This window comes from Blastomonas sp. (assembly GCF_030373265.1).
GTDB lineage: Bacteria > Pseudomonadota > Alphaproteobacteria > Sphingomonadales > Sphingomonadaceae > Blastomonas.
On sequence record NZ_JAUCZC010000019.1, the window covers coordinates 28,996 to 54,784 of the forward strand.

A 25,789-nucleotide genomic window follows, 5' to 3' on the forward strand; every position below is an offset into this window, starting at 1 on the left:
AATCCGCGCTGGATTTGATCCCGCGCTTCTGCCAATCGGCCAGCAAAGATCGGTCAAACAGGGGTAATTTGCGCAATGGCTCAGGCAAAAACGCTCTACGAAAAAATCTGGGATGCGCATGTCGTCGATCAGCGCGACGATGGCACCGCGATCATCTTCATCGACCGGCACCTTGTCCACGAAGTCACCAGCCCGCAGGCATTCGAAGGTCTGCGAATGGCGGGGCGCAAGGTGCGTCGGCCCGATCTGACGCTGGCCGTCCCCGATCACAACGTGCCGACCACGCCGCGCTTCGATACCGCCGGCAAACGCGTGCCCATCGCCGACCCCGAAAGCCGCGCCCAGCTCGAGGCGCTGGAACGCAACGCGCCCGCGTTCGGCGTGCCCTATATCGACGCCACCGATGCGCGCCAGGGAATCGTCCACGTCATCGGCCCCGAGCAGGGCTTTACGCTGCCTGGTTGCACGATGGTGTGCGGCGACAGCCACACTGCCGCGCACGGTGCACTGGGTGCGCTGGCATTCGGTATCGGCACCTCGGAAGTCGAGCACGTGCTCGCGACCCAGACGCTGCAGCTCAAGCGCTCGAAGTCGATGGAAATTCGCGTCGAGGGTGATCTGCCGCCAAGCGTCAGCCCCAAGGATCTGATCCTGCATATCATCGGCCAGATCGGCGCGGCGGGCGGCACCGGGCATGTCATCGAATACCGTGGCAAAGTTTTCGAGCAGATGTCGATCGAAGGCCGGCTGACGGTCGCGAACATGTCGATCGAAGCTGGCGCGCGCGCCGGGCTGATCGCACCCGACGATGCGACCTTCGCGTATCTCAAGGGCCGCCCGATGGCGCCCAAGGGCGCGGATTGGGACGCGGCGGTGGCCTATTGGCGCACGCTCAAGACCGACGACGGGGCGGCATTCGACAAGAGTGTGGTGATCAACGCCGCCGATATTGCGCCCTCGGTCACCTGGGGGACAAGTCCGGAGGACGTCGTTCCAATCACTGGCAGCGTTCCCGATCCGGAGAGCTTCGCCGATGCCTCGAAGCGCGCCGCTGCGCAGAAATCGCTCGATTACATGGGCCTCACCGCTGGAACCCCGCTCAGCGAAGTGCCGGTCGAGCACATCTTCATCGGCAGCTGCACCAACAGCCGGATCGAGGATCTGCGCGCAGCTGCAGCAGTCCTGAAAGGGCGGCACACTGCGTCGGGAATCAAGTCCGCACTGGTCGTACCCGGCTCAGGTCTGGTCAAGCGCCAGGCAGAGGAAGAGGGTCTTGACCGCATCTTCATCGAGGCGGGCTTCGAATGGCGCGAGCCGGGTTGCTCGGCGTGCCTGGGGATGAACCCCGACAAGGTGCCCGCAGGCGAGCGCTGCGCCTCGACCTCCAACCGCAACTTCGTCGGCCGTCAGGGCCCCGGCGCGCGCACCCATCTGGTGTCGCCAGCCATGGCCGCCGCCGCTGCGGTGACCGGCCGACTGAGCGACGTCAGAACGTTGACCTGACACGATCAGAGCTTGCCAACGACGCCCGAGTGCATGATCGTTCGCAAAAATCGCAGCCATAGCAACAGGGGTGGATCGGAATGCGGAAGTTACTGGTGGGGCTCGTTGCATCGGCAGCCATCTGGGGCGGCACCCCGGCCATCGCGCAAAAGGCAGAGGTCCAGCTGTGGCGACTCGATTGCGGGACCGTGGCGGCCAACGATCTCAACGCCTTTTCCGATACCCAGGCGTATCCAGAGCAGTCCAAGCGCCTGACGAGCAGCTGCTATCTGATCCGGCATGGCAGTGATTATCTGTTGTGGGACACCGGGCTGCCCTCGGCGATGAAGGGCAAACCCCTCGACGACAGCCAAGCGATGGATGCGACCGTTACGCTGACGATCAAGGAGCAACTCGTGCAGCTCAAGATCGATCCTGCGCGGATCACGCATGTCGGCCTCAGCCATTATCACTTCGACCACAGCGGGCAGCTAGCCGAGTTTCCCGGTGCGACGCTGATCGTCGGCAAGGGCGACTGGACAGTGCTGACCACCGATCCTGCATCCTACGGCGCCAACCCTGCGCCGTTCGCGCACTGGATATCGGGTGGCGGCAAGGTCGAGCAGGCGACGACCGACAAGGACGTGTTCGGCGATGGATCGGTGACGATGCTGCGGCTGCCCGGCCACACCCCGGGGCATAGCGGGTTGCTGGTGCGGCTGAAGGAAAAAGGCCCGGTGCTGCTGAGCGGAGATCTGGCGCATTTCAGCGAAAATTATGCGTCAAACGGCGTGCCGACCTTCAACGTCAACCGGGCCGAGAGCCTGGCATCGCTTGACCGATTCAAGAAACTGGCCGACAATCTCAAGGCGACAGTGATCATTCAACATGAGCCGGCAGACGTGGGCAAGCTGCCCGCGTTTCCCCAGGCGGCGGAGTAAATGCAGTGAGCAAGGACAAGAAGGACGGTTGGTCGAACAGCGCCATGGCAGGCGCAGCGGTGGGTTCTGCAGCGCTTGCAGCAGCGCTGTTGTATGTCGGCAAGCAGTTCAACAAGCCGAAGACCGATGCCCCGGCCAAGCCGGAAGAGCCGGGCGCCGAAGCGACCGAGGGCCCCCATGCAACCGATTGATCGCGTCGAGGGCAAGGCCTTCCCCTTTGGCCGCAAGAACGTCGATACCGATATCATCATCCCCTCGCGCTGGCTCAAGACAATCAGCCGCGAAGGGCTGGGCGCAGGGGCGTTCGAATCGATCCGCGCCGAGCCGGGCAACGTGTTCGACGATCCCGATTACGCCGGATCGCCGATCCTGATTGCGGGTGACAATTTCGGTTGCGGGTCGAGCCGCGAGCACGCCGCCTGGGCGCTGATCGACCTTGGCATCACCGCGGTGATCGCGCCCAGTTTTTCGGACATCTTCTCGAGCAACGCGTTCAAGAACGGCATCCTGACGGTCGTGCTGCCGCAGGAGGCGGTCGACCGGTTGATGGAGGTGGCCAAGACCGACACCATCCATATCGACCTGGAAAGCCAGACCGTGACCACGCCGTTCCAGGACCGATTCACCTTCGAGATCGATCCGTTCCGCAAGACCTGCCTGATGCAGGGGCTCGACGAGATCGGGCTGACAATGGGCAAGGCGGATGCGATCAGCGCGTACGAAGCCAAGCTCAGCGCCGACCGTCCGTGGATGGTGCCTGTAGCAGCCTGACGCCGTCATTCCCGCGAACGCGGAAATCCCGCTTCGGCACCACGATCGTATGAATAGCGTCACCCCCGCCTTCGCGGGGCGACGAAAACGAAAAACAAACGGAGAGAGCCTCACATGAAAGCCCTTTTGTCGACTGCCGCTGGCGGCCCCGAGACGCTGCAGATGACCGAGATCGATGCGCCGGTCGCAGGTCCCGGCGAACTGCTCGTGGATGTCAAGGCATGCTCGATCAACTTCCCCGACGCGCTGATCATCAAGGACATGTATCAGCTCAAGCCGCAGCGTCCGTTCGCGCCGGGCAGCGAGATCGCAGGCGTGGTCGAGGCAGTGGGCGAGGGGGTCACCGGCTGGTCGGTCGGCGACCGCGTTATCGCTGGCACCGGCTTTGGCGGGCTGGTCGAAAAGAAGGTCGTCGCGGCCGCGGGCGCGTACAAATTGCCCGACCAGTTCAGCTTCGAACAGGGCGCATCGCTGCTGATGACCTATGGCACCTCGATCCACGCGCTCAAGGATCGCGGCCATATCAAGCCGGGTGATACGCTGCTCGTGCTGGGTGCGGCAGGCGGCGTCGGCCTGGCGGCGGTCGAACTGGGCAAGGCCTATGGCGCGCGCGTGGTCGCAGCCGTTTCGAGCGAAGCCAAGGCCGAGGCCGCGCGCGCATCGGGGGCGGACGAGGTCGTGGTCTATGCCCGCCAGCCGTTCGACAAGGACCAGTCCAAGGCGCTGGCGAATGCCTTCAAGGACGCGGTCGGCCCCAATGGCGCGGATATCGTCTATGACGCCGTGGGTGGCGATTACAGCGAGCCGGCAGTGCGCGCGATGGCATGGGAAGGACGCTTCCTGGTGGTCGGCTTCCCCGCCGGGATCGCCAAGCTGCCGCTCAATCTGACGCTGCTGAAAAGCTGCGATGTCTGCGGCGTTTTCTGGGGCGCGTTCGCTGCGCGCGAGCCTGAGCGCAATGCTGCCAACATCGCCGAGCTGTTCGACCTGTGGGCGGCGGGCAAGATAAGCCCGCGTATTTCGGAAACCTTCAGCTTCGAAACCGCGCATGAGGCGATCGCAAGGCTTGAAAACCGGGAGGCGATCGGCAAGCTGGTTGTAACGATGTAACGCAAAGCTGCCTTGGCCGTGCGGTTTGATGCTTGCCGCTGACGCGCGCGGTGCGTATGCGCATAGGCTATTCTGCATGACCACAAGGGGCCGACATGACCACTTTCAATGACCGCGAACGCGCGTTCGAAGCGAAGTTTGCAGCCGACGCAGACCTCCAGTTCCGCATCACCGCACGGCGCAACCGCCTGCTCGGCCACTGGGCCGCGCAGCAGATGGGGCTGACGCCCGAAGAAACCGAAGCCTATGCCAAGTCGGTCGTTCAGGCCGATTTCGAGGAAGCCGGCGATGAGGACGTTATCCGCAAGCTGCTGGGCGATCTGGTATCTGCCGGCATCGACATCGACGAGCTGGGCGTGCGCACCGCGCTCGAGTCCAAGATGGTCGAGGCGCGCCGCCAGTATATCGAAGAGGCGAACTGAGCCGTGCCGATGCATGCGGCAGACATCGAAGCGTTGATCAAGGCCGGTATTCCCGATGCCGAGGTTACGATCACCGATCTGGCGGGCGATGGCGATCATTATGCCGCGCATGTGGTGGCTGAAAGCTTCCGGCCGCTCGGCCGCGTTGCGCGCCAGCGCGCGGTCTATGCGGCGCTGGGCGGACGCATGGGCGGCGAACTGCATGCCTTGCAACTGACCACCGCGGTCCCCAGCTAAATGCCAGGCCAACTTGGCACCATCTGCATACCCACGGAGCTGACACCATGACCGACACCGCACAGGCCCGCATCGCCGAAATCGTCCAGGGCAATGACGTCCTGCTGTTCATGAAGGGCACGCCCTTGTTTCCGCAGTGCGGATTTTCGAGCAAGGCGATCGCCATCCTCGACCATCTCGGCGTGGATTACGAAAGCATCGATGTGCTGCAGGACATGGAAGTCCGCCAGGGCATCAAGGAATTCTCCGACTGGCCGACCATCCCCCAGCTTTACGTCAAGGGCGAATTCATCGGCGGATCGGACATCATGATGGAGATGTTCGAGGCCGGCGAACTGCAGACGCTGATGCAGGAAAAGGGCCTCGTCGGCGCCGGTTGATTCCCGTTTTCACTCCTCCCCGGCACGGGGAGGGGGACCGCGAAGCGGTGGAGGGGAAGCGGCTGGGCGCACCGAAGGATCGCTGCCCAATCCTGCCTTCCCTCCGTCAGCCCTGACGGGCTGCCACCTCCCCGTTCCGGGTGAGGATTTGAATGCCGCAATCTAAGCCACCGCCGCCCGCGCCGCGCGTGAACGCTTGATTCCGTCGACACAGAACACGCCGACCGCAAGCCAGATCAGGCCGAAACAGATCGCGTGCGCACGGGTGAACGGCTCGTCATAGACGAACACGCCAAGCACGAACTGGATCGTCGGGCCGATGAACTGGATAAAGCCCAGGGTCGACAGCGGCATCTTGCGCGCGGCGCTGGCAAACAGCAGCAGCGGGATCGTTGTCACCGCGCCTCCTGCGATCAGCATGATATCGGTATAGGGGGAATAGCCGAACCCGGGCGTTGGGTCATACAGCGCCGCCCACACGGCATAGCCAGCCGCGACCGGCAGCAGCAGCGTCGTTTCGCAGGCAAGGCCCGGCAGCGAGCCCACCGGCGCCATCTTGCGCACCATGCCATACAATCCGAACGACCCCGCCAGCGTCAGGCTGATCCAGATCGATGCCAGCGATTCACTCGCCAGCACCAGCACCCCGGCACTGGCCAGCACCAGGGCGAACATCTGAGTCCGGTTCATGCGCTCGCCGAAAAAGACGACGCCCAGCGCAACGTTGAGCAGCGGGTTGATGTAATAGCCAAGGCTGCCGGCAAGAATATGCCCGTTGGTAATCGCCCAGATATAGATCAGCCAGTTGCCTGCGATCAGCGTGGTGCTGGCCAGCATGAACCGGCGGGTGCGCGGATCGGCCAGAGCGGTGGTGAATTCGCTCAGGCGGCGCGAAACCGCCAGGATGATGACGATCAGCACGACCGACCACATCACGCGGTGCGCGACGATCTCCACCGGGGAGATTGCCTGCAGCTGTTTGAAGAACAGCGGCATGAAACCCCAGATGGTATAGGCGCCAACCGCTTCAGGCAGGCCTTTCAGTTGCTTGGCATCACCGCTCATGCGGCGCGGGTTAGAAGATGCCGCCGCCCAGCGATAGCCGGATAATGCAGATCACCAACACCACCAGGCACAGATTACGGCCGGTGTTGCTGCTCGACAGGAAGCCAAGCAGAACCCCGAGCAACGCAATTGGCACGATCAGCCAATTGAGCGCGCCGAGCAGCGGCAGGAATGCGGGTATGGCCAGCAGCAGGGCGAAGATCCCGATGAGGATCGAAAGTATGTTCAGCATGTGTCCTATATGGATAAGACAGTGCTTGGTTGCAAGCGGATTATCGGTTCGTCGTGCGCAAGGCTCGGCTGAACCGCAGAACAGTCGAATTCACCTATGTTGTATTCTGTTCATGAAACCGGCGGCGGGGATGAATGTTGTTAGTTCGAGCCGGGACGAACCGCCCGGAGCATTCAGTGGAGATAACATCATGTTGACCCTTGCCCTTGCCAGCGCAGCCGCGTTCCTCAACCCCGCACCTGCGACCTCGGTCGCGCTGCCCGTTCCCACCAGTTTTCATTCGCAGGATGCTGCGCAGTTCCAGCGTCGCGACGAGCGCCGTGCCTATCGCGAAGGCCGCCGTGATGCCCGCCGCGAGGCGCGCTATGAGGGCCGTTACTGGCGCGGTAACGACGGTCGCTATCGCTGCCAGCGCAGCAACGGCACCACCGGCCTGCTGGTCGGCGCGGGCGTCGGCGCACTGATCGGTGATCAGGTCGCAGGTCGCGGCGACAAGACCCTGGGCGCTGTCGTCGGTGGTCTGGGCGGTGCAGCCGCTGGCCGCGCCATCGACCGCAGCCGGGTGAACTGCCGCTAAGCTACTACCCAAGCACGACGCAAAAGGGCCTCTCCCGGAAACGGGAGGGGCCTTTTTCGTATCCAGTCGATCAGGCGGAGGTCAGCTCTTCTGCCAGGCGGTCGATATCGGCACCCTCGCGCACGATCCGCCAGCTATCGGGATGGCGGGTGTCGATCAGCACCACCGCCTTTTTGGGGCAGATGTCGAGGCAAGGGACCTCGATCACGCCCAATTTCGCCTTGCGGCCCTTGCCTCCGGGAAGGCGGCGCTTGAGCGCCTTGGCGAGCGAAGGGTCACCCTCGGAGCCGAAGCTGGCCTTGGCGCGCTTCTGGCATTTCTTGCAGACCAGGATCGCATGGGACCAGTTGGCGCGGATTTCAGTTTTCATTGTGGTCAGATAGGAGCGGGTCGGGGCGATTACACGCCTTTCCAGGTCTTTCTTTCTTCGGCGCTGCGCAGCACCGCATAGGCCGCCTGGATCGCCTGAAAGCGCTGGGCAGCGTCCTTGTCGTTCTGGTTGGTGTCGGGATGGTTGGCCTTGGCGAGGCGGCGATAGGCCTTCTTGATCTCGTCGAACTCGCTGTGCGCGTTGCATTCGAGCACGTCGAGTGCGCGCATCTCGTCGCGCGTGCGGCTGCCATCGCCCGAGCCCGCCCATTCGTTGAACACCGATTCGCGATAGCCCGAGGTATCGCGCTTCTCTTCGGCGGCGCGCGCGGCGGCCTCTTCCTTGTCGAGCCCCTCGAAATAGTCCCAGCCCTGGTTGTACTCTGCCGCGTGCTTTTCGCAGAAATACCAGCGGTCCGGGCTGTTGGGCGATTTGGGCGCTGGGCACTTGCCAGCCTCGTCGCACCCATGCCGGTCACAGATCCGCACCGTCTGCGCCTCGCGCGACGATCCATAGCCACGCCAGCGCGGAAAACCCCAGTCGGAAGATCGTTTGCCTGCCATCGGCAGTCATCTAGCTAGGATGCGGGGGCAGGGCTAGTCCCTGCTGGGCGCTTCCTGCGTTGGCATCCCGACTCAGCATGCAGCACTCACCGCGTGGAGCTCCTGTTTGCCGGAAGCCGGCTGGAAGCGGGCGTCGTTCGTCGATTACATCTGTAGTTTTGACGAACGCCGGTTTGGCATAGCGCACATTTGATGAAGGTCGTGCCATTCAGAGGAGGCGGTCGATGCGCATATGGCTATTGGCGATCACGGTTGTTGCGGCGTGGTGCCACGGTTTCGCAGCGAACGCGCAGGATCGGCCTCGCTTTGAGGAGATCAGCATCCGTGAGGCTGGGATTGCCGCTCGTCTGTATCTCGCGCCCGCAGCCAGCAGCAAGGCCGCGGCTGTTCTCATGCTCGGGGGCTCGGACGGGGGCTATCCATCGGCCAAGGCGGCTATGGATTTGGCGAACGCGGGGCACCCCGTACTTGCGCTCGCTTACTTCAGCGGATTTTCTGAAAAGATCGACGGTCTTCCGGAACGACTGGAGAGCGTTCCGCTAGAATATACCTATCGTGCGTTGGACTGGATGAAGCGCCGCTGGGGTGCGACACGCGCATTGACAGTGATCGGCGAGTCCCGAGGTGCCGAACTCGCATTGTTGGTGGCCAGCCGACGGCCCGAGGTTGATGCGATCGTCGCATTTTCCCCGTCGTCGGTTGCATGGCCCGCCGTGGGCGACATGACGGGAAAGATCCCGGCCTGGACCGAAGGCGGCTTGCCGGTTCCGTTCGTGGACCTTCCGGTTGCAGATCCTTCGCGCCAGTTCAGCGACGGGCTGGGTGACGAGCAGCGAGCGAACGCCGCATCGATACCGGTCGAGCAATCAAAGGCTGCGGTGTTGCTCGTCTCAAGTCGCAGTGATGGAATTTGGCCAGCGTCGCAGATGGCTGATCGTATCGTCGCGCGCCTGCGCTCGGCAGGTTTCCGCCCCCCGGTGCTGAACCTTCAATATGACGACGCAAGTCACTTGCTCATGGGCCCTGGGCCCGGTCTGGTTCATTTCACGCAGGGTACGTTTTCGGTCCATTTCGGCGGAAGCGAGGAGGGAACGCTCAGGGCAAGAGAGTCTGCGTGGGAACAGATGAAGCTTTTCCTGGCACAGCTTTAATCGCAGGGCGCTGATCGCGTGGTGACAAGTCAATCGCGCTGCGCCTGCCCCTTCATCGCCCTCAAATGTCGTTTGTCGAACGCTAAGGGTCTTGAAAGGTCTGCGCTGCTATCTATCTCGCATCTGCAACATAGATTGCAAATTGAGACGATTCAGGGATTTGCCGCAATGAGCCGCCAGTTGCTATTCTCCGCCATGCTGTCGATCGTCATGATGGCGACATTCGCGCTCGGTTCGCAAGCTTATGCCGGCAAAGGCGTGCAGGATTTTGCCGAGTGCCAGTCGAAAGTGCTGAACGGTGAAAACGGCGTCCCCGCACGCCTGGTGCTTGCAGCGCTCTGATCGCGCCTATCTTCCAACGAATATCTTCCAACGAAAATTGCCAGAGGGTCTGTAAGCCGGGTTCTGTCCTGACCGTTGCCGGTCATGGGCAGCCATTCCTCTAGGCGACGCATTGCTGCGCCGCTCAAGCAACCAACCCGGGCGGCTCGGGGCCGAAACACCCCTGGACGTATCCTCGAAAAATCGAAGGCCGTATCCGCGTCCGCCCCTATTCGGTCTTGCTCCGGATGGGGTTTACCGTGCCGCGAACCATTGCTGGCCGCGCGGTGCGCTCTTACCGCACCCTTTCACTGTTACCGGGCCGAAGCCTTAGGCAACCTGCTTTCTGTTGCACTGTCCCTGGGGTCGCCCCCGCCGGGCGTTACCCGGCATCCTTGTTTCGTGGAGCCCGGACTTTCCTCGCGCCATTTGCATGACCCGCGGCTGCCCGACCCTCTGGCAGAAGCGGCCCTAGCGGCGAAAAGCAGCCAGCGCAATCAGCGGTAGCGGCCTGCATCGCGATCAAGCAGCAGCGAGAACAGGATTGCCCGGCATTCGCCGTCGATCTCGCCGGTGATCGTGCCCGGGCGCCAGCGGCGCTGGAACGCGGTGGTCGCCGCGCGCCCGTCGGAGATGTCGTAGCCGAAGCGCTCGAGCGCGAGCAGGAACGCGCCATCGCTCCAGTAAGGATCGACCAGCCTTCCATCGGGAATCGGCAAGGCAAGGCGGACCCGCGCCAGCCTTTGCCAGTCGAACAGCTCGCCCGGATCCTGCTTGCGTGCGGGCGCGACATCGCTGTGCCCCACGATGTTGGCGCGCGGGATCCCGTGCCGGTCGACGATCTCCGCGACCAGCGGGATCAGCGCCGACATCTGCTCTTCGGGGAAGGGGCGGTAGCCGAATTCGTGGCCGGGATTGACGATCTCGATGCCGATGCTGGCGCTGTTGACGTCCTTGATGCCGCGCCAGTGCGCGCGGCCCGCGTGCCAGGCGCGGTTGGCCTCGTCGACCATGCGGATGATCTGGCCATCCTCGGTGACGACATAATGCGCGGACACCTTGGAGGCGGGGTTGGCGAGCCAGTCGATCGCGGCCGGCGCATCCTGCATCCCGGTGTAGTGCAGCACCAGCATCGTGATCGGCAGGGAGCGCTCGTCGAAGTTCGGCGACGGGGTGTCGATCACGGTCTGGTGCCCTCCTTCATCAGCCGCGCTTCGGCCAGCATCCGCGAACGCTGGGCGTTGCGGATCGCCACGATAGAGACGCCGAGCAATGCGATCAATCCACCTGCAATCATCAGCCAGGTCAGCGGTGTACCGAACCACCAGGTGGCAAACGCCACCGAGATGACCGGGGTCGGGATAGTGAGCGGGCTGACCGTAGACACGCTGTGCCGCTGCAGCAGCCAGACCATCGCGCCATGCCCGCCGATGCTCGATCCGATCGCGGCATACGCCGTCCAGGCATAGGTCTCCATGCTCAGGTGCGGCAGCATTGCCAGGCCGTCGGGTTCGAGCAGCACCGCAAAGGGCAGGATCACCAGCGACCCGATCAGGCCCATCCAGCCGCTGATGTTGAGAACGCCGATGCCGCCCAGATTGCGCTGGATCAGCGTCGCGATCGCCCAGACCAGCGACCCGCAGGCCGATATTGCGATGGCGGGAAGTTCTCCGGCGATGGCCGGGTCGAACACCAGCAGCACGACGCCGAACAGGGCAAGGACAATGCCGATCAGGCGCGGAATGCCGATCTTCTCCTTGAGGAAGATGACCGCCAGGATCAGCGAGAACGGGACACCCAATTGCCCGGCGATCGCGAGCGCGCTGACATTGGTGCTGACCTTGAGCGACAGCCCGATCGCGACATAGAACAGCCCGCCGCTGAGCACGCCCAGCACCGCGATAAGCCGCATCCGGCCCGGCACGATACGGAGGAACGGCAAGCAGACCACCGCGACGATGGATTGGCGCAAAAAGGCGGCAGGCAACGCGCCGGCGCTGTCGACCGCCGATTTCATCGCGATGATGTTGAAGCCCCACAGCAGCATCATGGCGATGGCGACCGCCCAGTCGAGGCGTCCAAAGCTCCGTTCGGGCTGGTCAGGCGCGGGCGAATCGTGCGTCATGCGGCGAGGCATAGGGCAAATGCCGGGCCAGAACAGCCTTTATGCTGCGCTTGCGAAGGGGGCGGCGGAAAAATCAGCTCAACGGCGGGGGGATAATCGACTGGCCGGACCGGCTCGCACTGGCCTTGCAATACAGGCCGCGCATTTCGCGGGTTGCGGAAAACAGCTCGGTATGGCCGAGCACCGTTTCAGCTGCGCCCAGCATCAGCAAGCCGTCATCCTCGAGCGATCGTTCAAGCTTGGAATAGGCGATATGGCGGGTCTCGGTTGCGAAATACATCAGCACGTTGCGGCAAAGGATAAAGTCGAACCGGCCCAGATCGCCGCGCGGCTTGAGCAGATTGTCCTCCCTGAACGTCACCATCGCCTGCAACTGCGGATCGATCACCCAGTCTTCGCCGTCCTGCGTGAAATAGCGCAGCATATAGTCGACCGACAGCCCGCGCTGGATCTCGAACTGGCTGTAGCGGCCCGATTTTGCGCGCGCGATCACCGAAGGCGAGATGTCGGTGCCGACGATCTCGATTTTCCAGTCTTTCCATGTGTCGCGCTCGGTGTCGAACAGCATTGCCACCGAATAGGCTTCCTGGCCGGTCGAACTGCCAGCGCACCAGACGCGCAGCGTGCGGCGCTGGGCACGGCGTTCGCGCAATACGGGAAAGGCGTCGGAGCGCAGGGCGGCAAACATCGCGGTGTCGCGGAAAAAGAAGCTCTCGTTGTTGAGCATCGCGTCGAGCGATTCCTGCAGCAGTTTCTCGTTGTCCGGATCGGACAGCACCGCGACCAGCGCGTCGAGATCGGGAATGCCCTGCGCCTTGAGCATGGGGGCCAAAGCGGTCTGGATGCGCCAGTAGCGGCTCGGCGCGATCTGCTGGCCGGTGCGGGCTTCCAGCAGGCCGGCAAGAATGCGGGTGGCGTTGGCGGCGGGTTGGGAATGGATCATTTCGGCTCCAGCCAGCAATCGGCAATGAACCGGGCAATACCGGCAGGGGGAAGCATCACGCTGGCAAGTCCGGCCCGGGCAATGGCGCCGGGCATGCCCCATACGGTGCTCGACTGGGCATCCTGAACGTAGACTGGAGCGCCTTCATCGGCGAGAAGATGCGCACCCGCCAGACCGTCCGCGCCCATGCCGCTCAGCATGACCCCGGCGCCACTCGCGCCGAAGCAGCGCGCGACCGCCGTGAACATGGGATCGACCGACGGCTTGTAGGCGGTGCGGGGCCATTCCGGGATCAGCGCGACCCGGATGGTCTCTCCGCTCGCCCGAAGCCCGAGATGCGCGTTGCCTGGCGCGCAATAGATATGCCCGCGCTGCAGGACCGCGCCGTCCTCAGCCAGATGCACCGGCCGCAGGCCGAGATCGGCGATGTGGCGAACGAGGAAGGGCATGAAGTCGGCCGGAAGGTGCTGGGTGACGAGGATGGGTGCGTCGATGCCGGGATCGAGCGCGCCCAGAAACTCATGGATGGCACTGATCCCGCCGGTCGACGATCCGATCGCGATGCAATCCAGCGTGCTGTGCGTGATGACGGGGCGGGCGGGCACGGGCGGCATGGCCTCGCGCGAAAATCTGGCCGCATCGCCCAGCACATGCAGCTTGTCGTGCAACGCGGTGATGAAACTTTGCGGATAAAGCTGCTGGTCGGGCTTGGACAGGGTGTCGCTTGCACCCAATGCGAGCGCCTTGAGCGTCGCCGGCGCGCCCTCGCGGCAGTGCGAGGAGAGCACCAGGATGCGGGCCCGGTGGCTCGCAGCGATCAGATCGGGTAGCGCATCCAGCCCGGATCGCCGCGGCATCTCGATGTCCAGAAGGATGATGTCGGCGGAGTCGCGGGCAAGGAAGTCGAGCGCGGCCTGTGCCGAAGGGAGGCTGGCACAGACGGAAAATCCCGGAGCGGCCTCGACGATCCGCTGCACGATCGAGCGCATCACCAGGCTGTCGTCGACGATCAGCACGCGGCTGACGGGCAGCGCATCGCGAACCGGCAGGGGTATACGCCGCGGGGCCGTCATGGGTTCAAGGATGGTCATGGATGGATTGCCCCTGCACCACCGATCAGGCGCAGCCGACGATCTGCAATTTGCTGTGCAGCGTTTCGCGGTCGAAGGGTTTCATCACATATTCGTCGGCGCCGGCGTCGATTGCCGCCTGGATGTGGCCACGGCCGTTTTCGGTGGTGCAGAAAACCACCTTGGGCTTGGCGCCGCCATCCACCAGCCGAAGCGCGCACAGAAACTCCATGCCGCTCATGACCGGCATGTTCCAGTCGAGCAGAACCACGTCGGGCATCCCCTGGCGACACTGGTCCAGCGCTTCGCTGCCATCGGCTGCCTCGGACACTGTGAAGTCCAGCGTCTCCAGAATATGCCGTGCGACCTTCCGGATTACCTTGCTATCGTCAACAACCAGACAGGTTTTCATGGGCGCGGCCTCCTCGCAGCAGTATTGCCGTGTTCGACATTAGGGCTGATTGGTAATCAGCGTGTTAACACGTGCGCTCCGGCAGATGCGGCTCATCGCAAAACACCCGGTCGGCACGCCCAATCAGGCGGCGCGGCGCAAGGCGGGGTTCACCATGTAATCGGGGTCGATCAGCAGATAGGTGGCCGCATCGATATCCAGCAACGCGCGCCCGATATCGCACCAGCCTGCCGGCAACTGGCTGGGCAGGGGGACAGGCGCGATGTTGGACTGAACCACGTCGATGACCGCGTCGACGAGCAGCCCGTAATGGCAGCCTCCGATGTTAACCACGATCGCGGGTTGGCCGGGGACGAGGTCCACCGGTTCGCCGCTGACGAAGAACTGGCAGTCGATCAGGGTCAGCACCCGACTGCGCAGCGCAAACAGTCCGGCGATGAACGGCGCAGCCGAGGGGACGGGAACCGATTCACGCACGTTGACGACGCTGTCGACCTGTTCGGCGGGGATGACGACCTTTTCCCCGGCGATGACCGCAATCAGGTAAAGCTCTTTCATGTGCCTTGCGCTCCCTTGCGCCCGTTGATCAGGCGCCCCAGCAGGGCGGCCCGGTCATAGCGATAGATCGTGTCGGCGTCCTGCGGACCACCCGACAGGTTGTCGCGCAGCCGGATCACCTCGCCGCGCAGGAGCATGGGCGTCTCGGCGCCGTCTCCCACGATGATGCTGACAGCCGCTTCATCCTGCTGGCCGTCCCGCGGCGCACCGAAGATCGGCCTGTAGCCCGCTGCCAGCACGAGGGGTGCCAGGATATTGCGGGTCCACGGATCATCGGTACCGATCAGGCAGCACGCCGGGCGTTCGGATGAGGGCGCAGGCCCGACCAGATAGCTGAACACCCAATGGGGATCGATCACCTCGATCTGCTGATCGCCCAGCAGCGCGATTCCGCCGACAAGGCCTGGTTCGCTGGCAGGCTCGACCCTTGCGGGCAACCGCACGATGTCGATCACGTCATCGACGGCATACAGCACATGGCGTTTACCATCGCTCAGGTGCAGCAGTTTGGCATGGCCCGTTTGGGGCGGTTGGTCGAGCCCGAACACCGGGCGGCTTTCGCCATCGATGCTCAACCGGACCTGGCCTCCGGCCATCGCCAGCCGCGCAGCATCAACATCCTCGACTCGCTCGACCGCCGCCAGCGTCATCAGCCTCAGCATTCCGGCGGCCTCACGGAACAGCAGCGCCGATCCGCCATCGGCTTCGCCTGCGTCGGGATGTTCACTCGACGGATCGTCCACCGCGCGGGTGAATTCGTTGAGTTGTGCCCGGTTGGCGAGGCCCAGCGGATCGAGCAGCAGCATCGGGCGACCGTTGTCGGGCAGTGTCGTTCCCGCATACAATCCGTCGGCCATGATCACCGGCGCTCCGGGGCGCACAACCAGCTCCTCGTGATCGATCACCGCCTCGACGGCGAGTGCATAGCGCAGCTCGGACGAGGCGTTTACGGTGATGACGGTGCGATGGCGCGCCACCGGGTTTGCCGTGCGTTCCAGACCCAGCAACGTCTCCAGCGCGACATATGGCAGGCATTCGCCGCGGATATAGGCAAGGTCGCGTCCGCCGACCTGCTGGATGCGCACCTGATCATTGTTGTCGAACAGGATCTCGCGGATGGCCGAGCGCGGCATGGCGAAGTCCTGGCCGCCTGCGCGTACGGTCAGGCACGGAATGATGGTGAGCGTCAGCGGCACGCGCAGAACGACGCGCAGCCCCCGGCCGGGGTTGTTCTCGAGATCGATCGACCCGCCGATGCGCTCGATGTTGGAGCGGACGACATCCATGCCAACGCCGCGGCCTGAGATCGCGGTCACATGATCGGCGGTGGAAAGCCCGGGGGCAAAAATCAGTTCGAGCCGTGCGCGTTCGCTGAGCGCCACGATCTCGGTCGCCGTGCGCACCTTGGCCGCCTGCGCGCGCGCGACCAATTTGTCGGTGTCAATGCCGCGCCCGTCATCGGCAATCTCGATCAGGATCTGGTTGCCCGATTGGCGCGCCGAAATGCTCAGGCGTCCGGTGGCAGGCTTGCCGGCTAGGCTTCGCGCGGCGGGGGTTTCGATGCCATGGTCGATCGAGTTGCGGATGATATGGGTCAGCGGATCACGGATCATTTCGATCATTTCGCGGTCCAGCTCGACGCTGCTGCCGGATGTTCTAAGGTCGACCTGCTTGCCCAAGTCTGCACACAGGTCACGCACGAGACGAGGCAGCGGCGAAAAGATCCGGTCGATCCGCTGCATCCTGGTCTGGCCGATCGCATCGCGCATGTCGGCGATGCAGGAGGACAGCCGGTCGAAGGCATTTTCGAGAACCGGGCCGTTCTGGTCATCGCGCAGGCAGCGGGCGACTTCGTTGCGCGCCAGCACCATGTCCGACACGCCGTTCATCAGGTGATCGATCAGGACAAGAGGCACGCGGATCGAGCGGATCGCTGCCTGCCGGCGCGCTGCAGGGCCGGTATCGTTGGCAGGGGGCGCGGCCTGAGCGGTGGCAGCTTGCTCAGGTGTTGGACTGCGATGCAGCGCCGCAATCAGGTCGGCGTCCGATCCGTCCGCCAAAGCTTCGCCCGATTCCATCACCACGATCAGCTCGCCGATCCGGTCGATGATTCCGAGCACTGCATCCACCAGATGGGCGGATGCTTCGCGCTTGCCGTCGCGGACCTGCGCCAGAACATCTTCAGCGGCGTGGCTCAAGCGTTCGAACCGGGGGAGGTTGAGGAAACCGCAGCTTCCCTTGACCGTGTGGACGAACCGGAAAATGCTGTCGAGACGCGCGCTGTCGTGTGGGTCTTGCTCCCACAGCACCAGTTCGCTGGCGAGTGCGTCCAGCGTCTCGCGCGTTTCAGCGATAAATTCCTGTATCAGGTCATCCATATCCATCGTCCGCCAGCGCTTGGCGGACGGTTTGCGCGCGATATGGTTAACATCAGGTTGCCTCGGAGTCGGCGCGTGCCGATTTCAGACCCGCAGCATGGCCCCGATCACCAAGGATTCGGGCGTCGCCGCCAACTGGATGTCGCCGCCGTTGCGGCGGACGATCTGCTTGATCATGTAGGCCGGCGCCGTGCGCGGGCTCATCGTGACATGGTTGATGTCGTCCGACAGGGCCGCAGCCACCGCCTGATCGATCACAACCTTGGGGCCGGTCGCATTGACCGCGATCTCGCATGTGCCGGCATTCTCTTCGGCCGCGATGATCAACTGGCCACCCCGTACCAGGCCATCCAGCCCGATCAGCGCCAAATTGAGCAGCACCTTCACCGCGGGCTTGGCGAGCAGGTCGGAGGGCACGTGCCATTGCAGTTCGACCCGGGGCTTGTCCGCGACGAGTCCCTCGATCAGTTGGCGCGGTTCGTTGACATCGACCTTGTCACCAAACCCGCCTGCGGCGCCAAATGCGAGGCGAAAGAACTTGAGCTTGCTGGCAGACGCCCGGGCGCTGTCGGTGAGCAACTCGATGCAGCGTGCGCGCATTTCCGGATCGGTTTCGTCGGCAAGCAATTCGAGCCCATTGTTCATCGCGCCGATGGGGCTCAGCAAATCGTGGCAAAGCCGCGAACACAACAGGCTGGCGAGTTCGGTTTCTGACAGGTCGGCGGAGCTGGGCATAGACTGGGGCGTGCCTTTGTGGCGGATGGGCTGGAATGAACGCGCACAGGCTGATCGGCCGCGCTTGATGGGATGTGGCGAAAAGGCTGCACAGGTTCAAGCTTTAATCCGGACCGGGCAGGACGTAGCGGCAACCGGTGCGCGAGATCGGATGGAAATCTCAATCCGCCAGGCGGAGGGATACCGGATCGAACACGTCCAGCAACGCCCCGCCGCGGATGGTTCGCCAGGCGGTGATCTGGCTGTGCGCGATCACCAGCCACAGCCGCCCATCGCAGGCGGCGGCGGCCGCATCATGCGGCGATGGCTCGGCGCGCCCATTGGGGTGGGAATGATAATAGCCGATGATGTTGTCTCCACCGCGCCGCATCGCGCGCTCGGCTGCGATAAGAGTGGCAGGATCGATCTCGAAGGCGCGCTCCGGGGTGTCCGACACATTCGGGGCGGGCGTGATGCGATCGATGGTGCTGCCGGACCCAAGCAGCAGGCCGCAGCACTCCTTCGGCAAGGCTGCCTGGGCCTGAGCGAGCAACTGGGCGTGGAGCGCGCTTGAAAGCATAACCTGCATCGGCCACAGCATAGCCATGAATGCTGCGCAATCCAACAGTCCCGCCGATATCCGGACGGGCACCGTGCCTGATGGCGCGGCGGGCCAGCGTCTCGATGCCGGGCTGGCGATCCTTGAGCCGACCCTGTCGCGCGAACGGATCAAGGCGCTAATCCTGCAGGGGGCCGTGAAGCTCGATGGCAAGCCGGTTGCACGGCCATCGGTCAAGCTGGCCGCCGGGGCGCGGTATAGCGTGGTGGTGCCGGATGCGCTGCCGCTCGACACCCTGGCGCAGGATATCGCGCTGGCAGTGGTGTTTGAAGACTCGCACCTGCTGGTCATCGACAAGCCCGCAGGGCTCGTGGTGCATCCGGCGGCGGGGCATGCCGATGGCACGTTGGTGAATGCGCTGCTGCACCATTGCGCAGGGCAATTGTCGGGGATCGGCGGTGTGGCGCGGCCGGGTATCGTCCATCGCATCGACAAGGACACGTCCGGGTTGCTGGTCGTGGCCAAGACCGATGCTGCGCATCTCGGGCTTGCGGCGCAATTTGCCGAGCATTCGATCAACCGGCGTTATGTCGCGATCGTGCAGGGACGGCCCCTCCCGGCCGATGGCACAGTGCGCGGCAATATCGGCCGCAGCGACCATGACCGCAAGAAAATGGCGATGGTGGGGGAGGGGCGCGGCAAGCATGCCGTCACCCATTTCACCACCGAGGAGCGGCTGCGAGGCGCGACCCGGGTGGAGTGCCGGCTGGAAACGGGACGGACGCACCAGGTTCGGGTTCACATGGCCAGCATCGGCCATGCGCTGCTCGGCGATCCGCTCTATTCCAAGCCGCCAAAAGCGCTGCGAGACCTGTTGAAAGCCGCGGATTTCCGTCGTCAGGCATTGCACGCGCAACGCCTCGGGTTTATACATCCGGTGACTGGATCTGAATGCGACTTTTTTAGTCCGATTCCGGCCGATATGGCGGAACTTTTGGATGGACTGCGTGTTTAGGTTGCAAGTCGAAATGCGATCCCCATAACGGGCGCTCCTTCGAGGCCCGTAGAACGGATTGGCAGAAAGGGAAAACATGAGCGCGACCAGAAGTGTCCCGGCCACCATCCCCGCCCTTGGCGGAGAGGCTAGCCTGAACCGTTATCTCACCGAAATTCGCAAATACCCCCTGCTCAAGCCCGAGCAGGAATACATGCTTGCCAAACGCTATCAGGAACATCAGGATTCCGAGGCGGCTGCGCAGCTTGTGACTTCGCACCTGCGTCTCGTCGCCAAGATCGCGATGGGATATCGGGGCTATGGCCTTCCGGTGAGCGAACTGATCTCCGAAGGCAATATCGGCCTGATGCAGGGCGTGAAGAAATTCGAACCCGATCGCGGTTTCCGCCTCGCGACCTATGCGATGTGGTGGATCAAGGCGTCGATCCAAGAATACATCCTGCGCAGTTGGAGCCTCGTCAAGATGGGCACCACGGCCGCGCAAAAGAAGCTGTTCTTCAACCTTCGCCGGATGAAGAACAACCTTCGCGCGTTCGAGGACGGCGATCTTCACCCCGATGACGTCAAGACCATCGCCACCAAGCTGGGCGTTTCGGAAACCGAAGTCGTCAACATGAACCGCCGCATGGCGATGGGGGGCGATGCGTCGCTCAACGTCTCCATGCGCGAAGATGGTGACGGCCAGTGGATGGACTGGCTGACCGACGATGCTCCGCTGCAGGACGTTGCCGTCGCCGACGCGCAGGAAGCGTCGATGCGGCACGAAATGCTGGGTGAGGCGCTGCAGGCGCTGAACGAGCGCGAACGCCACATCCTCAACGAGCGGCGTCTGGTCGATGACCCCAAGACGCTCGAAGAGCTGAGCCAGGTGTACAACGTCAGCCGCGAACGCGTTCGCCAGATCGAGGTGCGCGCATTCGAAAAGCTTCAAAAGGCCATGCACCGGCTGGTCAGCGACAAGCAGATGGCGCTCGCTGGCTGACTTCATCATGGGAGCCTATGGTCCCCACGACCTCATCCCCGGGTCGCAACTGTGGATTGAAGCGGGATGGCTTTGCTGTCCCGCTTCATCTCCATCTGGCGCCCGGGAATTCTGGGGATACCCGGTCTGCCGCGCGACAAAGGCAGATTGCTGGCCACGAAACCATCTTCCCCTTTGCGCTCTCACGCATTAAGCGGGCTGCCATGGGACTTCTGGGAAAAATCTTCACCTGGTGGGACGGTGCAACCGTCGGCACGCTTCTGTTCAGCGCCCTCAATGGCGAAAAGGTCGGCGAGGACCATCAGGGCAACACCTATTTCCGCTCCAAGCCCAAAAAGGGCCGCAAGGAACGCCGCTGGGTGCTCTACAAGGGCGCCAACGATGCCAGCCGGGTGCCTTCCGAATGGCATGGATGGCTGCACAACAGCTATGATGCCGTGCCGGAGAGCCATCTTCCACCGCCGCGCATCTGGGAAAAGGACTATGTCCCCAACCTGACCGGCACCACCGGCGCCTATCGCCCCGCAGGCTCGCTCGACCGCGGCGGCGTCCGCGCCGCTGCCACCGGCGACTATGAAGCGTGGACGCCTGAGGCGTGACGCGCGGGCGAATCATCGCCATCGTCATTCTGGTCGCCGCGCTCATCGGAGCCGGCATATTCGGCTGGACGCAATTCGGTGATCGCCTGACGCAAGGCAGCCAGCCGCAGGTCCGGCCCAGCGCCACAGGCCGCGCGCCGGTTCGTCCGCCAGTGCAGATCGCGAGCAGCGATTCAACGCCGATGGCGGAGCGCGTGGCCACCATCGCGTTCCTCAACAAGCGCAATGGCGAGACCCGCGATCTCGAAATGAAGCCGGGCGAATCGCGGCGTATCGGCGACGCGATCATCCGCCTGTCGGCCTGCGAGCGCACCGCGCCTTGGGAACCGGTGCCCGAAACGGGCGCGTTCGTTGAGTTGCTGGTGCAGGATCGCGAGACCCGCTCGTCCGATCCGGTCTGGAAGCGCGTGTTCTCCGGCTGGGTGTTCAAGGAATCGCCCTCGCTCAACGTTGTCGAGCACCCGATCTACGACGTCTGGGTCAAAAACTGCGCAATGGCGTTTCCGGGGGAGGAAGCTCCGGTCGAAAGCGATGATGCTCCGGCGTCACGCGCCCCGGCATCACCGCCAGCCAATGCCGAAAATCCGGTAACCAGCCCCGAATCGGCACCGGCCCCTGCTACCCCCTCCACCGACGCCGAATAAGTTCCCGGCATGACAGGGTGCGGTCGCTGCGCCCGCGGCGGGGCGAACGGCGAATCGCTGATCGCGTGCGACAGCAACTGCAGATAGTCCGCCTGGGGGATTTCCACCGCGCCCAGCGATTTGAGATGCGGTGTGATGAACTGGCAATCGAGCAGCGTCAGCCCGCCCTTGCGCATGCTGGCGACCAGCCACGCCAGGGCCACCTTGCTGGCGTCAGTGGCCCGGCTGAACATGCTTTCGCCGCAGAAGGCGTGCCCTATCTCGACGCCATACAGGCCGCCGACCAGATTATCGCCCTGCCAGCATTCGATCGAGTGCGCGCGGCCTTGCTGGTTGAGGGCGATGAAGCTAGCTTCGATCGTTCGGTTGATCCAGGTTTGCTCGCGTCCTTGGGCGGACTCCGCGCACAAGGCGATGACCTGCTCAAAGGCACGGTTGATGGTCACCGAGAACCTGTCGGAACGGATGACCTTTTTGAGCGACTTGGAAAGATAGAAATTGTCGAGCGGAAGGATGGCTCGCAATTCCGGCTCTACCCAGAAGACGTCGACATCATCGCGCGCATCGGCCATCGGGAAGATGCCGATGGCATAAGCACGCATCAGCATCGTCAGATCGATCGTTACCGGGCCGGGGGTGCCGTGCATGCAAGCCAATCTAGGCGCTTGTGGCCCAAGATCAATCTCGCATGCGGCGCAGGGCTTTGCGATTGCCCGGCAATCGGCTAGAGCGCGGCTCCAACGTATCAGGAGTAACCCCATGCGTGCCGAAGGGCAGGCCCATATAGACACCATCAACGCCGCCTTGGCGTTGGTCCGCAAGTTTCTGGATTGGGAGCGTGCCTTGCGCCGCCTCGACGAACTGAACGCGCGCGTCGAGGATCCGACCCTGTGGAACGATCCCAAGGGCGCCGAAGAGGTGATGCGCGAACGGCGCAGGCTCGAACAGGCGATCGGCACGGTCAACGAGATCGGCGCGGAGATGGCAGATGCGATCGAGTTCGTCGAGCTTGGCGAGGCCGAGGGCGACGACGAGACGATCGCCGAAGGGCTCGCCAGCCTGAAGGCGCTGGCCGAACGCGCCGAGCGCGACAAGGTCCAGGCGCTGCTTGCGGGCGAGGCCGACAGCTACGACACCTATCTAGAAGTGCATGCCGGAGCGGGCGGCACCGAAAGCCAGGACTGGGCCGAGATGCTCCAGCGCATGTATTCGCGCTGGGCCGAGCGGCGCGGCTACAAGGTCGAGCTGGTCGATTATCACGCAGGCGAGCAGGCCGGGATCAAGTCGGCGACTTTGCTGATCAAGGGCGAGAACGCCTATGGCTTTGCCAAGACCGAAAGCGGCGTGCACCGGCTGGTGCGGATATCGCCCTATGACAGCTCGGCACGGCGGCACACCAGCTTCTCCAGCGTCTGGGTCTATCCGGTGATCGACGACAATATCGAGATCGAGATCAAGGAAAGCGATCTCAAGATCGATACCTACCGCGCATCGGGCGCGGGCGGGCAGCACGTCAACACCACCGACTCGGCGGTGCGCATCACGCATATGCCCACCGGGATCATCGCTGCCAGCCAGAATGACCGGTCGCAGCACAAGAACCGTGCGACCGCGATGAACATGCTCAAGGCGCGGCTCTACGAAGCCGAACTGCAGAAGCGCGAAGCCGAAGCTTCGGGCGAATATGCGGCCAAGACCGAAATCGGCTGGGGGCATCAGATTCGCTCGTACGTTCTTCAGCCCTATCAGCTGGTCAAGGACCTGCGCACCGGTGTCACCTCGACGGCTCCTGGAGACGTGCTCGACGGCGCGCTGGATCCGTTCATGGCGGCGGCATTGTCGCAGAAGGTGACGGGCGAGAAGGCGGACGTCGAAGATGTCGACTGACCGCGTTGGTCGTCTGACAGGACTTGTGCTGGCGGTGGGCTTGCTCGCAGGTTGCCAGCCAACCGGCTCCAACGACAGCGATCGGCCCGAGACAGCGCGCGCATTCCCCCGCGCCGACCGACCCGTGGCGGGGGTGGTCAGCAACGAGTTTTCCAACGAGGAAGTTCGCGACGACCGCAACGAGGCCACTACGGTCATGGATCTGGCAGGCATAGCGCCCGGCATGACCGTAGCCGATATCGGCGCGGGCAACGGATATTATACCGTGCGGTTGGCCGAACGTGTTGGCGCGAATGGCCGCGTGCTGGCACAGGATATCGACGATGCCGCGCTCAAGCGGCTGGGCACCCGGGTAGAGCGCGAGCGGCTCGACAATGTCTCGATCAAACCCGGCGATAGTGATGATCCGCGGCTTCCCGAAGCCAGCTTCGACCGCATCTTCATGGTGCATATGTACCACGAGGTGACCGAGCCCTATGCCTTCATCTGGCGGTTGCGGCCCGCGCTGAAACCTGGCGGGCAGGTGATCGTGGTCGATGTCGACCGTTCGACCAACCGCCACGGCATTCCGCCCAAGCTGCTGTTCTGCGAGTTCGAAGCGGTGGGGTATAAGCTGGTCGAGTTTATCGAGAAGCCCGATATCGCAGGCTATTTCGCGCGATTCGAAGCCGTCGGGGCGGCGCTGGAGCCGGGCAGGATCAAGGGTTGCGACCAGCGCTGATCCGCAGCGGCAACGTGTCAGGCTGCGGCGCGTTTTTGTTGGGCATTTGTTGCGCAGCATGCTTATACGGCTGCGCTAACGTGGGAGCTATTACGTGTTCAAGGGTTTGAAGCCGATTGTCTATGGCGGACGCGAAGTGTGGCCGCTGATCGAGGGCGGCAAGGGCGTATCCGCCACCAACCATGCCAGTTCCGGCGCATGGGCGGCAGCGGGCGGCATCGGCACCGTCTCGGCAGTCAACGCGGACAGCTATGACGAAGACGGCAACGTCATCCCGCAGATCTATCACGGTCGCACCCGCGGCGATCGCCACGAGGAACTGATCCGCTATGCCATCGCAGGCGGCGTCGAGCAGGTCCGTCGCGCCTATGAAATTGCCGGCGGCAACGGCGCGATCAACATCAACGTGTTGTGGGAAATGGGCGGTGCGCAGCCGATCCTTCACGGCATCCTCGACCAGACCCGCGGCATGGTCGCCGGCGTCACGTGCGGCGCGGGCATGCCCTACAAGCTTTCCGAGATCGCGGCGCAATACAACGTCAACTATTTGCCGATCATCAGTTCGGCGCGCGCTTTCCGCGCGCTGTGGAAGCGGGCCTATCACAAATATGCCGATCTGATGGCGGCGGTGGTTTATGAGGACCCGTGGCTGGCGGGCGGGCACAACGGCCTGTCCAACGCCGAGGATCCGCGCGTGCCGCAGGACCCGTATCCGCGCGTCGCCGCACTGCGCGAGACGATGCGCGCCGAAGGCGTGTCGGAAGACGTCCAGATCGTGATGGCAGGCGGCGTCTGGTATCTGCGCGACTGGGAAAACTGGATCGACAATCCGGAGCTGGGCGCGATCTCGTTTCAGTTCGGCACACGTCCCTTGCTGACCCAGGAAAGCCCGATTCCGCAGGGCTGGAAGGACGAGCTGACCAAGATCAAGCCCGGCGACGTCCTGCTGCACAAGTTCAGCCCGACGGGCTTTTACTCGAGTGCGGTGCGCAATCCATTCTTGCGCAGCCTTGAAGCCCGATCGGAACGGCAGATCCCGTTCTCGACCGAAACTGCGGGGGAACACACCGCGCAACTCGATTGCGGGGTTAAGGGCAAGAATTTCTGGGTGACGCCGGAGGACCTGCAGCGCGCGCGTCGCTGGGACGCGCAAGGCTTCACCACCGCGCTCAAGACGCCCGACAACACGCTGGTGTTCTGCACCCCAGAAGAACGCGCCGAGATCCGCAAGGACCAGGCGGATTGCATGGGCTGCCTGTCGCACTGCGCGTTCTCCGCGTGGAAGGACCACGACAACTTCTCAACCGGCTATCTCGCCGATCCGCGCAGCTTCTGCATCCAGAAGGCGTTGCAGAACATTGCGCATGGCGAGGACGTCGACAAGAACCTGATGTTCGCCGGCCATGCGGCGTATAATTTCGGCACTGACCCGTTCTATTCGAACGGGTTTGTCCCCACTGTCAGACAATTGGTCGATCGTATTTTGACCGGGGATTGATCCCCTGTCCCCGTCCAGGGCGTGCTGTCACAACTGGTGATTGACCCTGCACGAATTCTCCC

At 63.5% G+C, this 25,789-nt stretch carries 31 protein-coding genes, 1 other RNA gene and 1 pseudogene; 18 read left to right on the plus strand and 15 right to left on the minus strand.

Features of this window, described 5'->3' with window-relative positions:
• Positions 1 to 75 precede the first annotated feature (75 nt).
• The 8 genes from leuC to grxD all read left to right on the plus strand — a co-directional run bounded on the left by leuC (position 76) and on the right by grxD (position 5,343).
• Entirely contained in the window at positions 76 to 1,503 is a 1,428-nt protein-coding gene (gene leuC, locus QUV11_RS12075) for a 3-isopropylmalate dehydratase large subunit (protein WP_300883028.1), read from the plus strand.
• An 80-nt stretch (positions 1,504 to 1,583) separates the two neighbouring features.
• Positions 1,584 to 2,423, plus strand: a complete 840-nt coding sequence (locus QUV11_RS12080) for an N-acyl homoserine lactonase family protein (protein ID WP_300883030.1) — start codon at positions 1,584 to 1,586, stop codon at positions 2,421 to 2,423.
• 5 nt (positions 2,424 to 2,428) lie between these two features.
• Positions 2,429 to 2,614 (plus strand): hypothetical protein, encoded by a 186-nt coding sequence (locus QUV11_RS12085; RefSeq protein WP_300883032.1) that lies wholly within the window; start codon positions 2,429 to 2,431, stop codon positions 2,612 to 2,614.
• Entirely contained in the window at positions 2,601 to 3,194 is a 594-nt protein-coding gene (gene leuD / locus QUV11_RS12090; protein WP_300883034.1) for a 3-isopropylmalate dehydratase small subunit, read from the plus strand. The genes QUV11_RS12085 and leuD overlap by 14 nt, the downstream gene beginning before the upstream one ends.
• Before the next feature lie 114 nt (positions 3,195 to 3,308).
• Positions 3,309 to 4,304 (plus strand): NADPH:quinone oxidoreductase family protein, encoded by a 996-nt coding sequence (locus tag QUV11_RS12095; protein WP_300883036.1) that lies wholly within the window; start codon positions 3,309 to 3,311, stop codon positions 4,302 to 4,304.
• Between the two features lie 95 nt (positions 4,305 to 4,399).
• A complete protein-coding gene (locus QUV11_RS12100; protein ID WP_300883038.1) occupies positions 4,400 to 4,726 on the plus strand; it encodes a DUF1476 domain-containing protein in 327 nt (108 codons plus the stop codon).
• A 3-nt stretch (positions 4,727 to 4,729) separates the two neighbouring features.
• Positions 4,730 to 4,963, plus strand: a complete 234-nt coding sequence (locus QUV11_RS12105; protein WP_300883040.1) for a BolA/IbaG family iron-sulfur metabolism protein — start codon at positions 4,730 to 4,732, stop codon at positions 4,961 to 4,963.
• 47 nt (positions 4,964 to 5,010) lie between these two features.
• Entirely contained in the window at positions 5,011 to 5,343 is a 333-nt protein-coding gene (gene grxD, locus QUV11_RS12110) for a Grx4 family monothiol glutaredoxin (protein ID WP_300883042.1), read from the plus strand.
• Between the two features lie 162 nt (positions 5,344 to 5,505).
• Here the strand turns inward: grxD and rarD are convergent, their stop codons facing one another.
• Together rarD and QUV11_RS12120 are read right to left on the minus strand one after the other, a co-directional pair.
• Positions 5,506 to 6,408, minus strand: a complete 903-nt coding sequence (gene rarD, locus QUV11_RS12115) for an EamA family transporter RarD (protein WP_300883044.1) — start codon at positions 6,406 to 6,408, stop codon at positions 5,506 to 5,508.
• Positions 6,409 to 6,418: 10 nt separating this feature from the next.
• A complete protein-coding gene (locus QUV11_RS12120) occupies positions 6,419 to 6,640 on the minus strand; it encodes a hypothetical protein (RefSeq protein ID WP_300883046.1) in 222 nt (73 codons plus the stop codon).
• 190 nt (positions 6,641 to 6,830) lie between these two features.
• Between QUV11_RS12120 and QUV11_RS12125 the strand changes: the two genes are divergently transcribed.
• Complete coding sequence (locus QUV11_RS12125; RefSeq protein ID WP_300883048.1) at positions 6,831 to 7,217, plus strand: glycine zipper 2TM domain-containing protein; 387 nt, start codon at positions 6,831 to 6,833, stop codon at positions 7,215 to 7,217.
• 70 nt (positions 7,218 to 7,287) lie between these two features.
• Here the strand turns inward: QUV11_RS12125 and QUV11_RS12130 are convergent, their stop codons facing one another.
• Together QUV11_RS12130 and QUV11_RS12135 are read right to left on the minus strand one after the other, a co-directional pair.
• Positions 7,288 to 7,587 (minus strand): (2Fe-2S) ferredoxin domain-containing protein, encoded by a 300-nt coding sequence (locus QUV11_RS12130; protein WP_300883049.1) that lies wholly within the window; start codon positions 7,585 to 7,587, stop codon positions 7,288 to 7,290.
• Positions 7,588 to 7,616: 29 nt separating this feature from the next.
• Complete coding sequence (locus QUV11_RS12135) at positions 7,617 to 8,150, minus strand: J domain-containing protein (protein ID WP_300883051.1); 534 nt, start codon at positions 8,148 to 8,150, stop codon at positions 7,617 to 7,619.
• 224 nt (positions 8,151 to 8,374) lie between these two features.
• Here QUV11_RS12135 and QUV11_RS12140 point away from each other — a divergent pair, with 224 nt between their 5' ends.
• A complete protein-coding gene (locus QUV11_RS12140) occupies positions 8,375 to 9,301 on the plus strand; it encodes an acyl-CoA thioester hydrolase/BAAT C-terminal domain-containing protein (RefSeq protein WP_300883053.1) in 927 nt (308 codons plus the stop codon).
• A gap of 168 nt (positions 9,302 to 9,469) precedes the next feature.
• Complete coding sequence (locus QUV11_RS12145) at positions 9,470 to 9,643, plus strand: hypothetical protein (protein ID WP_300883055.1); 174 nt, start codon at positions 9,470 to 9,472, stop codon at positions 9,641 to 9,643.
• Between the two features lie 36 nt (positions 9,644 to 9,679).
• On the opposite strand, the gene rnpB is transcribed toward QUV11_RS12145, so the two are convergent.
• The 10 genes from rnpB to QUV11_RS12195 form a co-directional block, all read right to left on the minus strand.
• Positions 9,680 to 10,082: RNase P RNA component class A (gene rnpB / locus QUV11_RS12150), an RNA gene on the minus strand.
• A 37-nt stretch (positions 10,083 to 10,119) separates the two neighbouring features.
• Positions 10,120 to 10,755, minus strand: coding sequence for an N-acetylmuramoyl-L-alanine amidase (locus QUV11_RS12155; protein WP_300883122.1), 636 nt, complete (start codon positions 10,753 to 10,755; stop codon positions 10,120 to 10,122).
• Between the two features lie 47 nt (positions 10,756 to 10,802).
• On the minus strand, positions 10,803 to 11,747 hold the full coding sequence (locus tag QUV11_RS12160) for a DMT family transporter (protein ID WP_300883057.1): 945 nt from the start codon (positions 11,745 to 11,747) through the stop codon (positions 10,803 to 10,805).
• 73 nt (positions 11,748 to 11,820) lie between these two features.
• Positions 11,821 to 12,690 carry a protein-glutamate O-methyltransferase CheR gene (locus QUV11_RS12165; protein ID WP_300883058.1) on the minus strand — a complete coding sequence of 290 codons (870 nt, stop codon included), beginning with the start codon at positions 12,688 to 12,690 and terminating at the stop codon, positions 11,821 to 11,823.
• Entirely contained in the window at positions 12,687 to 13,781 is a 1,095-nt protein-coding gene (locus QUV11_RS12170; RefSeq protein ID WP_300883060.1) for a chemotaxis protein CheB, read from the minus strand. The genes QUV11_RS12165 and QUV11_RS12170 overlap by 4 nt, the downstream gene beginning before the upstream one ends.
• A gap of 25 nt (positions 13,782 to 13,806) precedes the next feature.
• Complete coding sequence (locus tag QUV11_RS12175) at positions 13,807 to 14,172, minus strand: response regulator (RefSeq protein ID WP_300883062.1); 366 nt, start codon at positions 14,170 to 14,172, stop codon at positions 13,807 to 13,809.
• Between the two features lie 123 nt (positions 14,173 to 14,295).
• A complete protein-coding gene (locus QUV11_RS12180; RefSeq protein WP_300883064.1) occupies positions 14,296 to 14,730 on the minus strand; it encodes a chemotaxis protein CheW in 435 nt (144 codons plus the stop codon).
• The gene (locus tag QUV11_RS12185) at positions 14,727 to 17,108 is read right to left on the minus strand and encodes a chemotaxis protein CheA (RefSeq protein ID WP_300883065.1); all 2,382 of its coding nucleotides are present in this window, start codon (positions 17,106 to 17,108) and stop codon (positions 14,727 to 14,729) included. Before QUV11_RS12185 ends, QUV11_RS12180 begins: the two co-directional genes overlap by 4 nt.
• An 84-nt stretch (positions 17,109 to 17,192) precedes the next feature.
• Positions 17,193 to 17,843 carry a histidine phosphotransferase family protein gene (locus tag QUV11_RS12190; RefSeq protein WP_300883066.1) on the minus strand — a complete coding sequence of 217 codons (651 nt, stop codon included), beginning with the start codon at positions 17,841 to 17,843 and terminating at the stop codon, positions 17,193 to 17,195.
• Positions 17,844 to 18,003: 160 nt separating this feature from the next.
• The gene (locus tag QUV11_RS12195; protein ID WP_300883068.1) at positions 18,004 to 18,429 is read right to left on the minus strand and encodes a M67 family metallopeptidase; all 426 of its coding nucleotides are present in this window, start codon (positions 18,427 to 18,429) and stop codon (positions 18,004 to 18,006) included.
• Here QUV11_RS12195 and QUV11_RS12200 point away from each other — a divergent pair.
• From QUV11_RS12200 to QUV11_RS12215, 4 genes and pseudogenes are all read left to right on the plus strand, one after another.
• Positions 18,428 to 19,396 carry an RluA family pseudouridine synthase gene (locus QUV11_RS12200; protein ID WP_300883070.1) on the plus strand — a complete coding sequence of 323 codons (969 nt, stop codon included), beginning with the start codon at positions 18,428 to 18,430 and terminating at the stop codon, positions 19,394 to 19,396. The genes QUV11_RS12195 and QUV11_RS12200 overlap by 2 nt on opposite strands.
• Positions 19,397 to 19,472: 76 nt before the next feature.
• Positions 19,473 to 20,378 (plus strand): RNA polymerase sigma factor RpoH, encoded by a 906-nt coding sequence (rpoH, locus tag QUV11_RS12205; protein WP_289619494.1) that lies wholly within the window; start codon positions 19,473 to 19,475, stop codon positions 20,376 to 20,378.
• A 203-nt stretch (positions 20,379 to 20,581) separates the two neighbouring features.
• Positions 20,582 to 20,977 carry an NADH:ubiquinone oxidoreductase subunit NDUFA12 gene (locus QUV11_RS12210; RefSeq protein WP_300883071.1) on the plus strand — a complete coding sequence of 132 codons (396 nt, stop codon included), beginning with the start codon at positions 20,582 to 20,584 and terminating at the stop codon, positions 20,975 to 20,977.
• 248 nt (positions 20,978 to 21,225) lie between these two features.
• Positions 21,226 to 21,408 (plus strand): annotated as a pseudogene (locus QUV11_RS12215) (DUF2155 domain-containing protein); the annotation flags it as partial.
• 35 nt (positions 21,409 to 21,443) lie between these two features.
• Here the strand turns inward: QUV11_RS12215 and aat are convergent.
• A complete protein-coding gene (aat, locus tag QUV11_RS12220) occupies positions 21,444 to 22,268 on the minus strand; it encodes a leucyl/phenylalanyl-tRNA--protein transferase (RefSeq protein ID WP_300883073.1) in 825 nt (274 codons plus the stop codon).
• Positions 22,269 to 22,380: 112 nt separating this feature from the next.
• Here aat and prfB point away from each other — a divergent pair, with 112 nt between their 5' ends.
• From prfB to QUV11_RS12235, 3 genes are all read left to right on the plus strand, one after another.
• On the plus strand, positions 22,381 to 23,508 hold the full coding sequence (prfB, locus tag QUV11_RS12225; RefSeq protein WP_300883075.1) for a peptide chain release factor 2: 1,128 nt from the start codon (positions 22,381 to 22,383) through the stop codon (positions 23,506 to 23,508).
• Complete coding sequence (locus QUV11_RS12230) at positions 23,498 to 24,229, plus strand: class I SAM-dependent methyltransferase (protein ID WP_300883077.1); 732 nt, start codon at positions 23,498 to 23,500, stop codon at positions 24,227 to 24,229. The genes prfB and QUV11_RS12230 overlap by 11 nt, the downstream gene beginning before the upstream one ends.
• Positions 24,230 to 24,323: 94 nt before the next feature.
• Positions 24,324 to 25,727 (plus strand): nitronate monooxygenase, encoded by a 1,404-nt coding sequence (locus QUV11_RS12235; protein WP_300883079.1) that lies wholly within the window; start codon positions 24,324 to 24,326, stop codon positions 25,725 to 25,727.
• Positions 25,728 to 25,789: the final 62 nt, after the last annotated feature.

Coding starts and splice junctions, on each gene's coding strand:
- QUV11_RS12160 (WP_300883057.1), bottom strand. CDS start 11,747: ATGACGCACGATTCGCCCGCGCCTGACCAGCCCGAACGGAGCTTTGGA.
- QUV11_RS12200 (WP_300883070.1), top strand. CDS start 18,428: ATGAATGCTGCGCAATCCAACAGTCCCGCCGATATCCGGACGGGCACC.
- QUV11_RS12080 (WP_300883030.1), top strand. CDS start 1,584: ATGCGGAAGTTACTGGTGGGGCTCGTTGCATCGGCAGCCATCTGGGGC.
- QUV11_RS12175 (WP_300883062.1), bottom strand. CDS start 14,172: ATGAAAACCTGTCTGGTTGTTGACGATAGCAAGGTAATCCGGAAGGTC.
- rarD (WP_300883044.1), bottom strand. CDS start 6,408: ATGAGCGGTGATGCCAAGCAACTGAAAGGCCTGCCTGAAGCGGTTGGC.
- QUV11_RS12155 (WP_300883122.1), bottom strand. CDS start 10,755: ATGCTGGTGCTGCACTACACCGGGATGCAGGATGCGCCGGCCGCGATC.
- QUV11_RS12185 (WP_300883065.1), bottom strand. CDS start 17,108: ATGGATGACCTGATACAGGAATTTATCGCTGAAACGCGCGAGACGCTG.
- QUV11_RS12180 (WP_300883064.1), bottom strand. CDS start 14,730: ATGAAAGAGCTTTACCTGATTGCGGTCATCGCCGGGGAAAAGGTCGTC.
- QUV11_RS12170 (WP_300883060.1), bottom strand. CDS start 13,781: ATGACCATCCTTGAACCCATGACGGCCCCGCGGCGTATACCCCTGCCG.
- prfB (WP_300883075.1), top strand. CDS start 22,381: ATGCGTGCCGAAGGGCAGGCCCATATAGACACCATCAACGCCGCCTTG.
- QUV11_RS12140 (WP_300883053.1), top strand. CDS start 8,375: ATGCGCATATGGCTATTGGCGATCACGGTTGTTGCGGCGTGGTGCCAC.
- QUV11_RS12120 (WP_300883046.1), bottom strand. CDS start 6,640: ATGCTGAACATACTTTCGATCCTCATCGGGATCTTCGCCCTGCTGCTG.
- aat (WP_300883073.1), bottom strand. CDS start 22,268: ATGCACGGCACCCCCGGCCCGGTAACGATCGATCTGACGATGCTGATG.
- QUV11_RS12130 (WP_300883049.1), bottom strand. CDS start 7,587: ATGAAAACTGAAATCCGCGCCAACTGGTCCCATGCGATCCTGGTCTGC.
- QUV11_RS12095 (WP_300883036.1), top strand. CDS start 3,309: ATGAAAGCCCTTTTGTCGACTGCCGCTGGCGGCCCCGAGACGCTGCAG.
- rpoH (WP_289619494.1), top strand. CDS start 19,473: ATGAGCGCGACCAGAAGTGTCCCGGCCACCATCCCCGCCCTTGGCGGA.
- QUV11_RS12125 (WP_300883048.1), top strand. CDS start 6,831: ATGTTGACCCTTGCCCTTGCCAGCGCAGCCGCGTTCCTCAACCCCGCA.
- grxD (WP_300883042.1), top strand. CDS start 5,011: ATGACCGACACCGCACAGGCCCGCATCGCCGAAATCGTCCAGGGCAAT.
- QUV11_RS12210 (WP_300883071.1), top strand. CDS start 20,582: ATGGGACTTCTGGGAAAAATCTTCACCTGGTGGGACGGTGCAACCGTC.
- QUV11_RS12230 (WP_300883077.1), top strand. CDS start 23,498: ATGTCGACTGACCGCGTTGGTCGTCTGACAGGACTTGTGCTGGCGGTG.
- QUV11_RS12190 (WP_300883066.1), bottom strand. CDS start 17,843: ATGCCCAGCTCCGCCGACCTGTCAGAAACCGAACTCGCCAGCCTGTTG.
- QUV11_RS12145 (WP_300883055.1), top strand. CDS start 9,470: ATGAGCCGCCAGTTGCTATTCTCCGCCATGCTGTCGATCGTCATGATG.
- QUV11_RS12100 (WP_300883038.1), top strand. CDS start 4,400: ATGACCACTTTCAATGACCGCGAACGCGCGTTCGAAGCGAAGTTTGCA.
- QUV11_RS12165 (WP_300883058.1), bottom strand. CDS start 12,690: ATGATCCATTCCCAACCCGCCGCCAACGCCACCCGCATTCTTGCCGGC.
- QUV11_RS12135 (WP_300883051.1), bottom strand. CDS start 8,150: ATGGCAGGCAAACGATCTTCCGACTGGGGTTTTCCGCGCTGGCGTGGC.
- leuD (WP_300883034.1), top strand. CDS start 2,601: ATGCAACCGATTGATCGCGTCGAGGGCAAGGCCTTCCCCTTTGGCCGC.
- QUV11_RS12195 (WP_300883068.1), bottom strand. CDS start 18,429: ATGGCTATGCTGTGGCCGATGCAGGTTATGCTTTCAAGCGCGCTCCAC.
- leuC (WP_300883028.1), top strand. CDS start 76: ATGGCTCAGGCAAAAACGCTCTACGAAAAAATCTGGGATGCGCATGTC.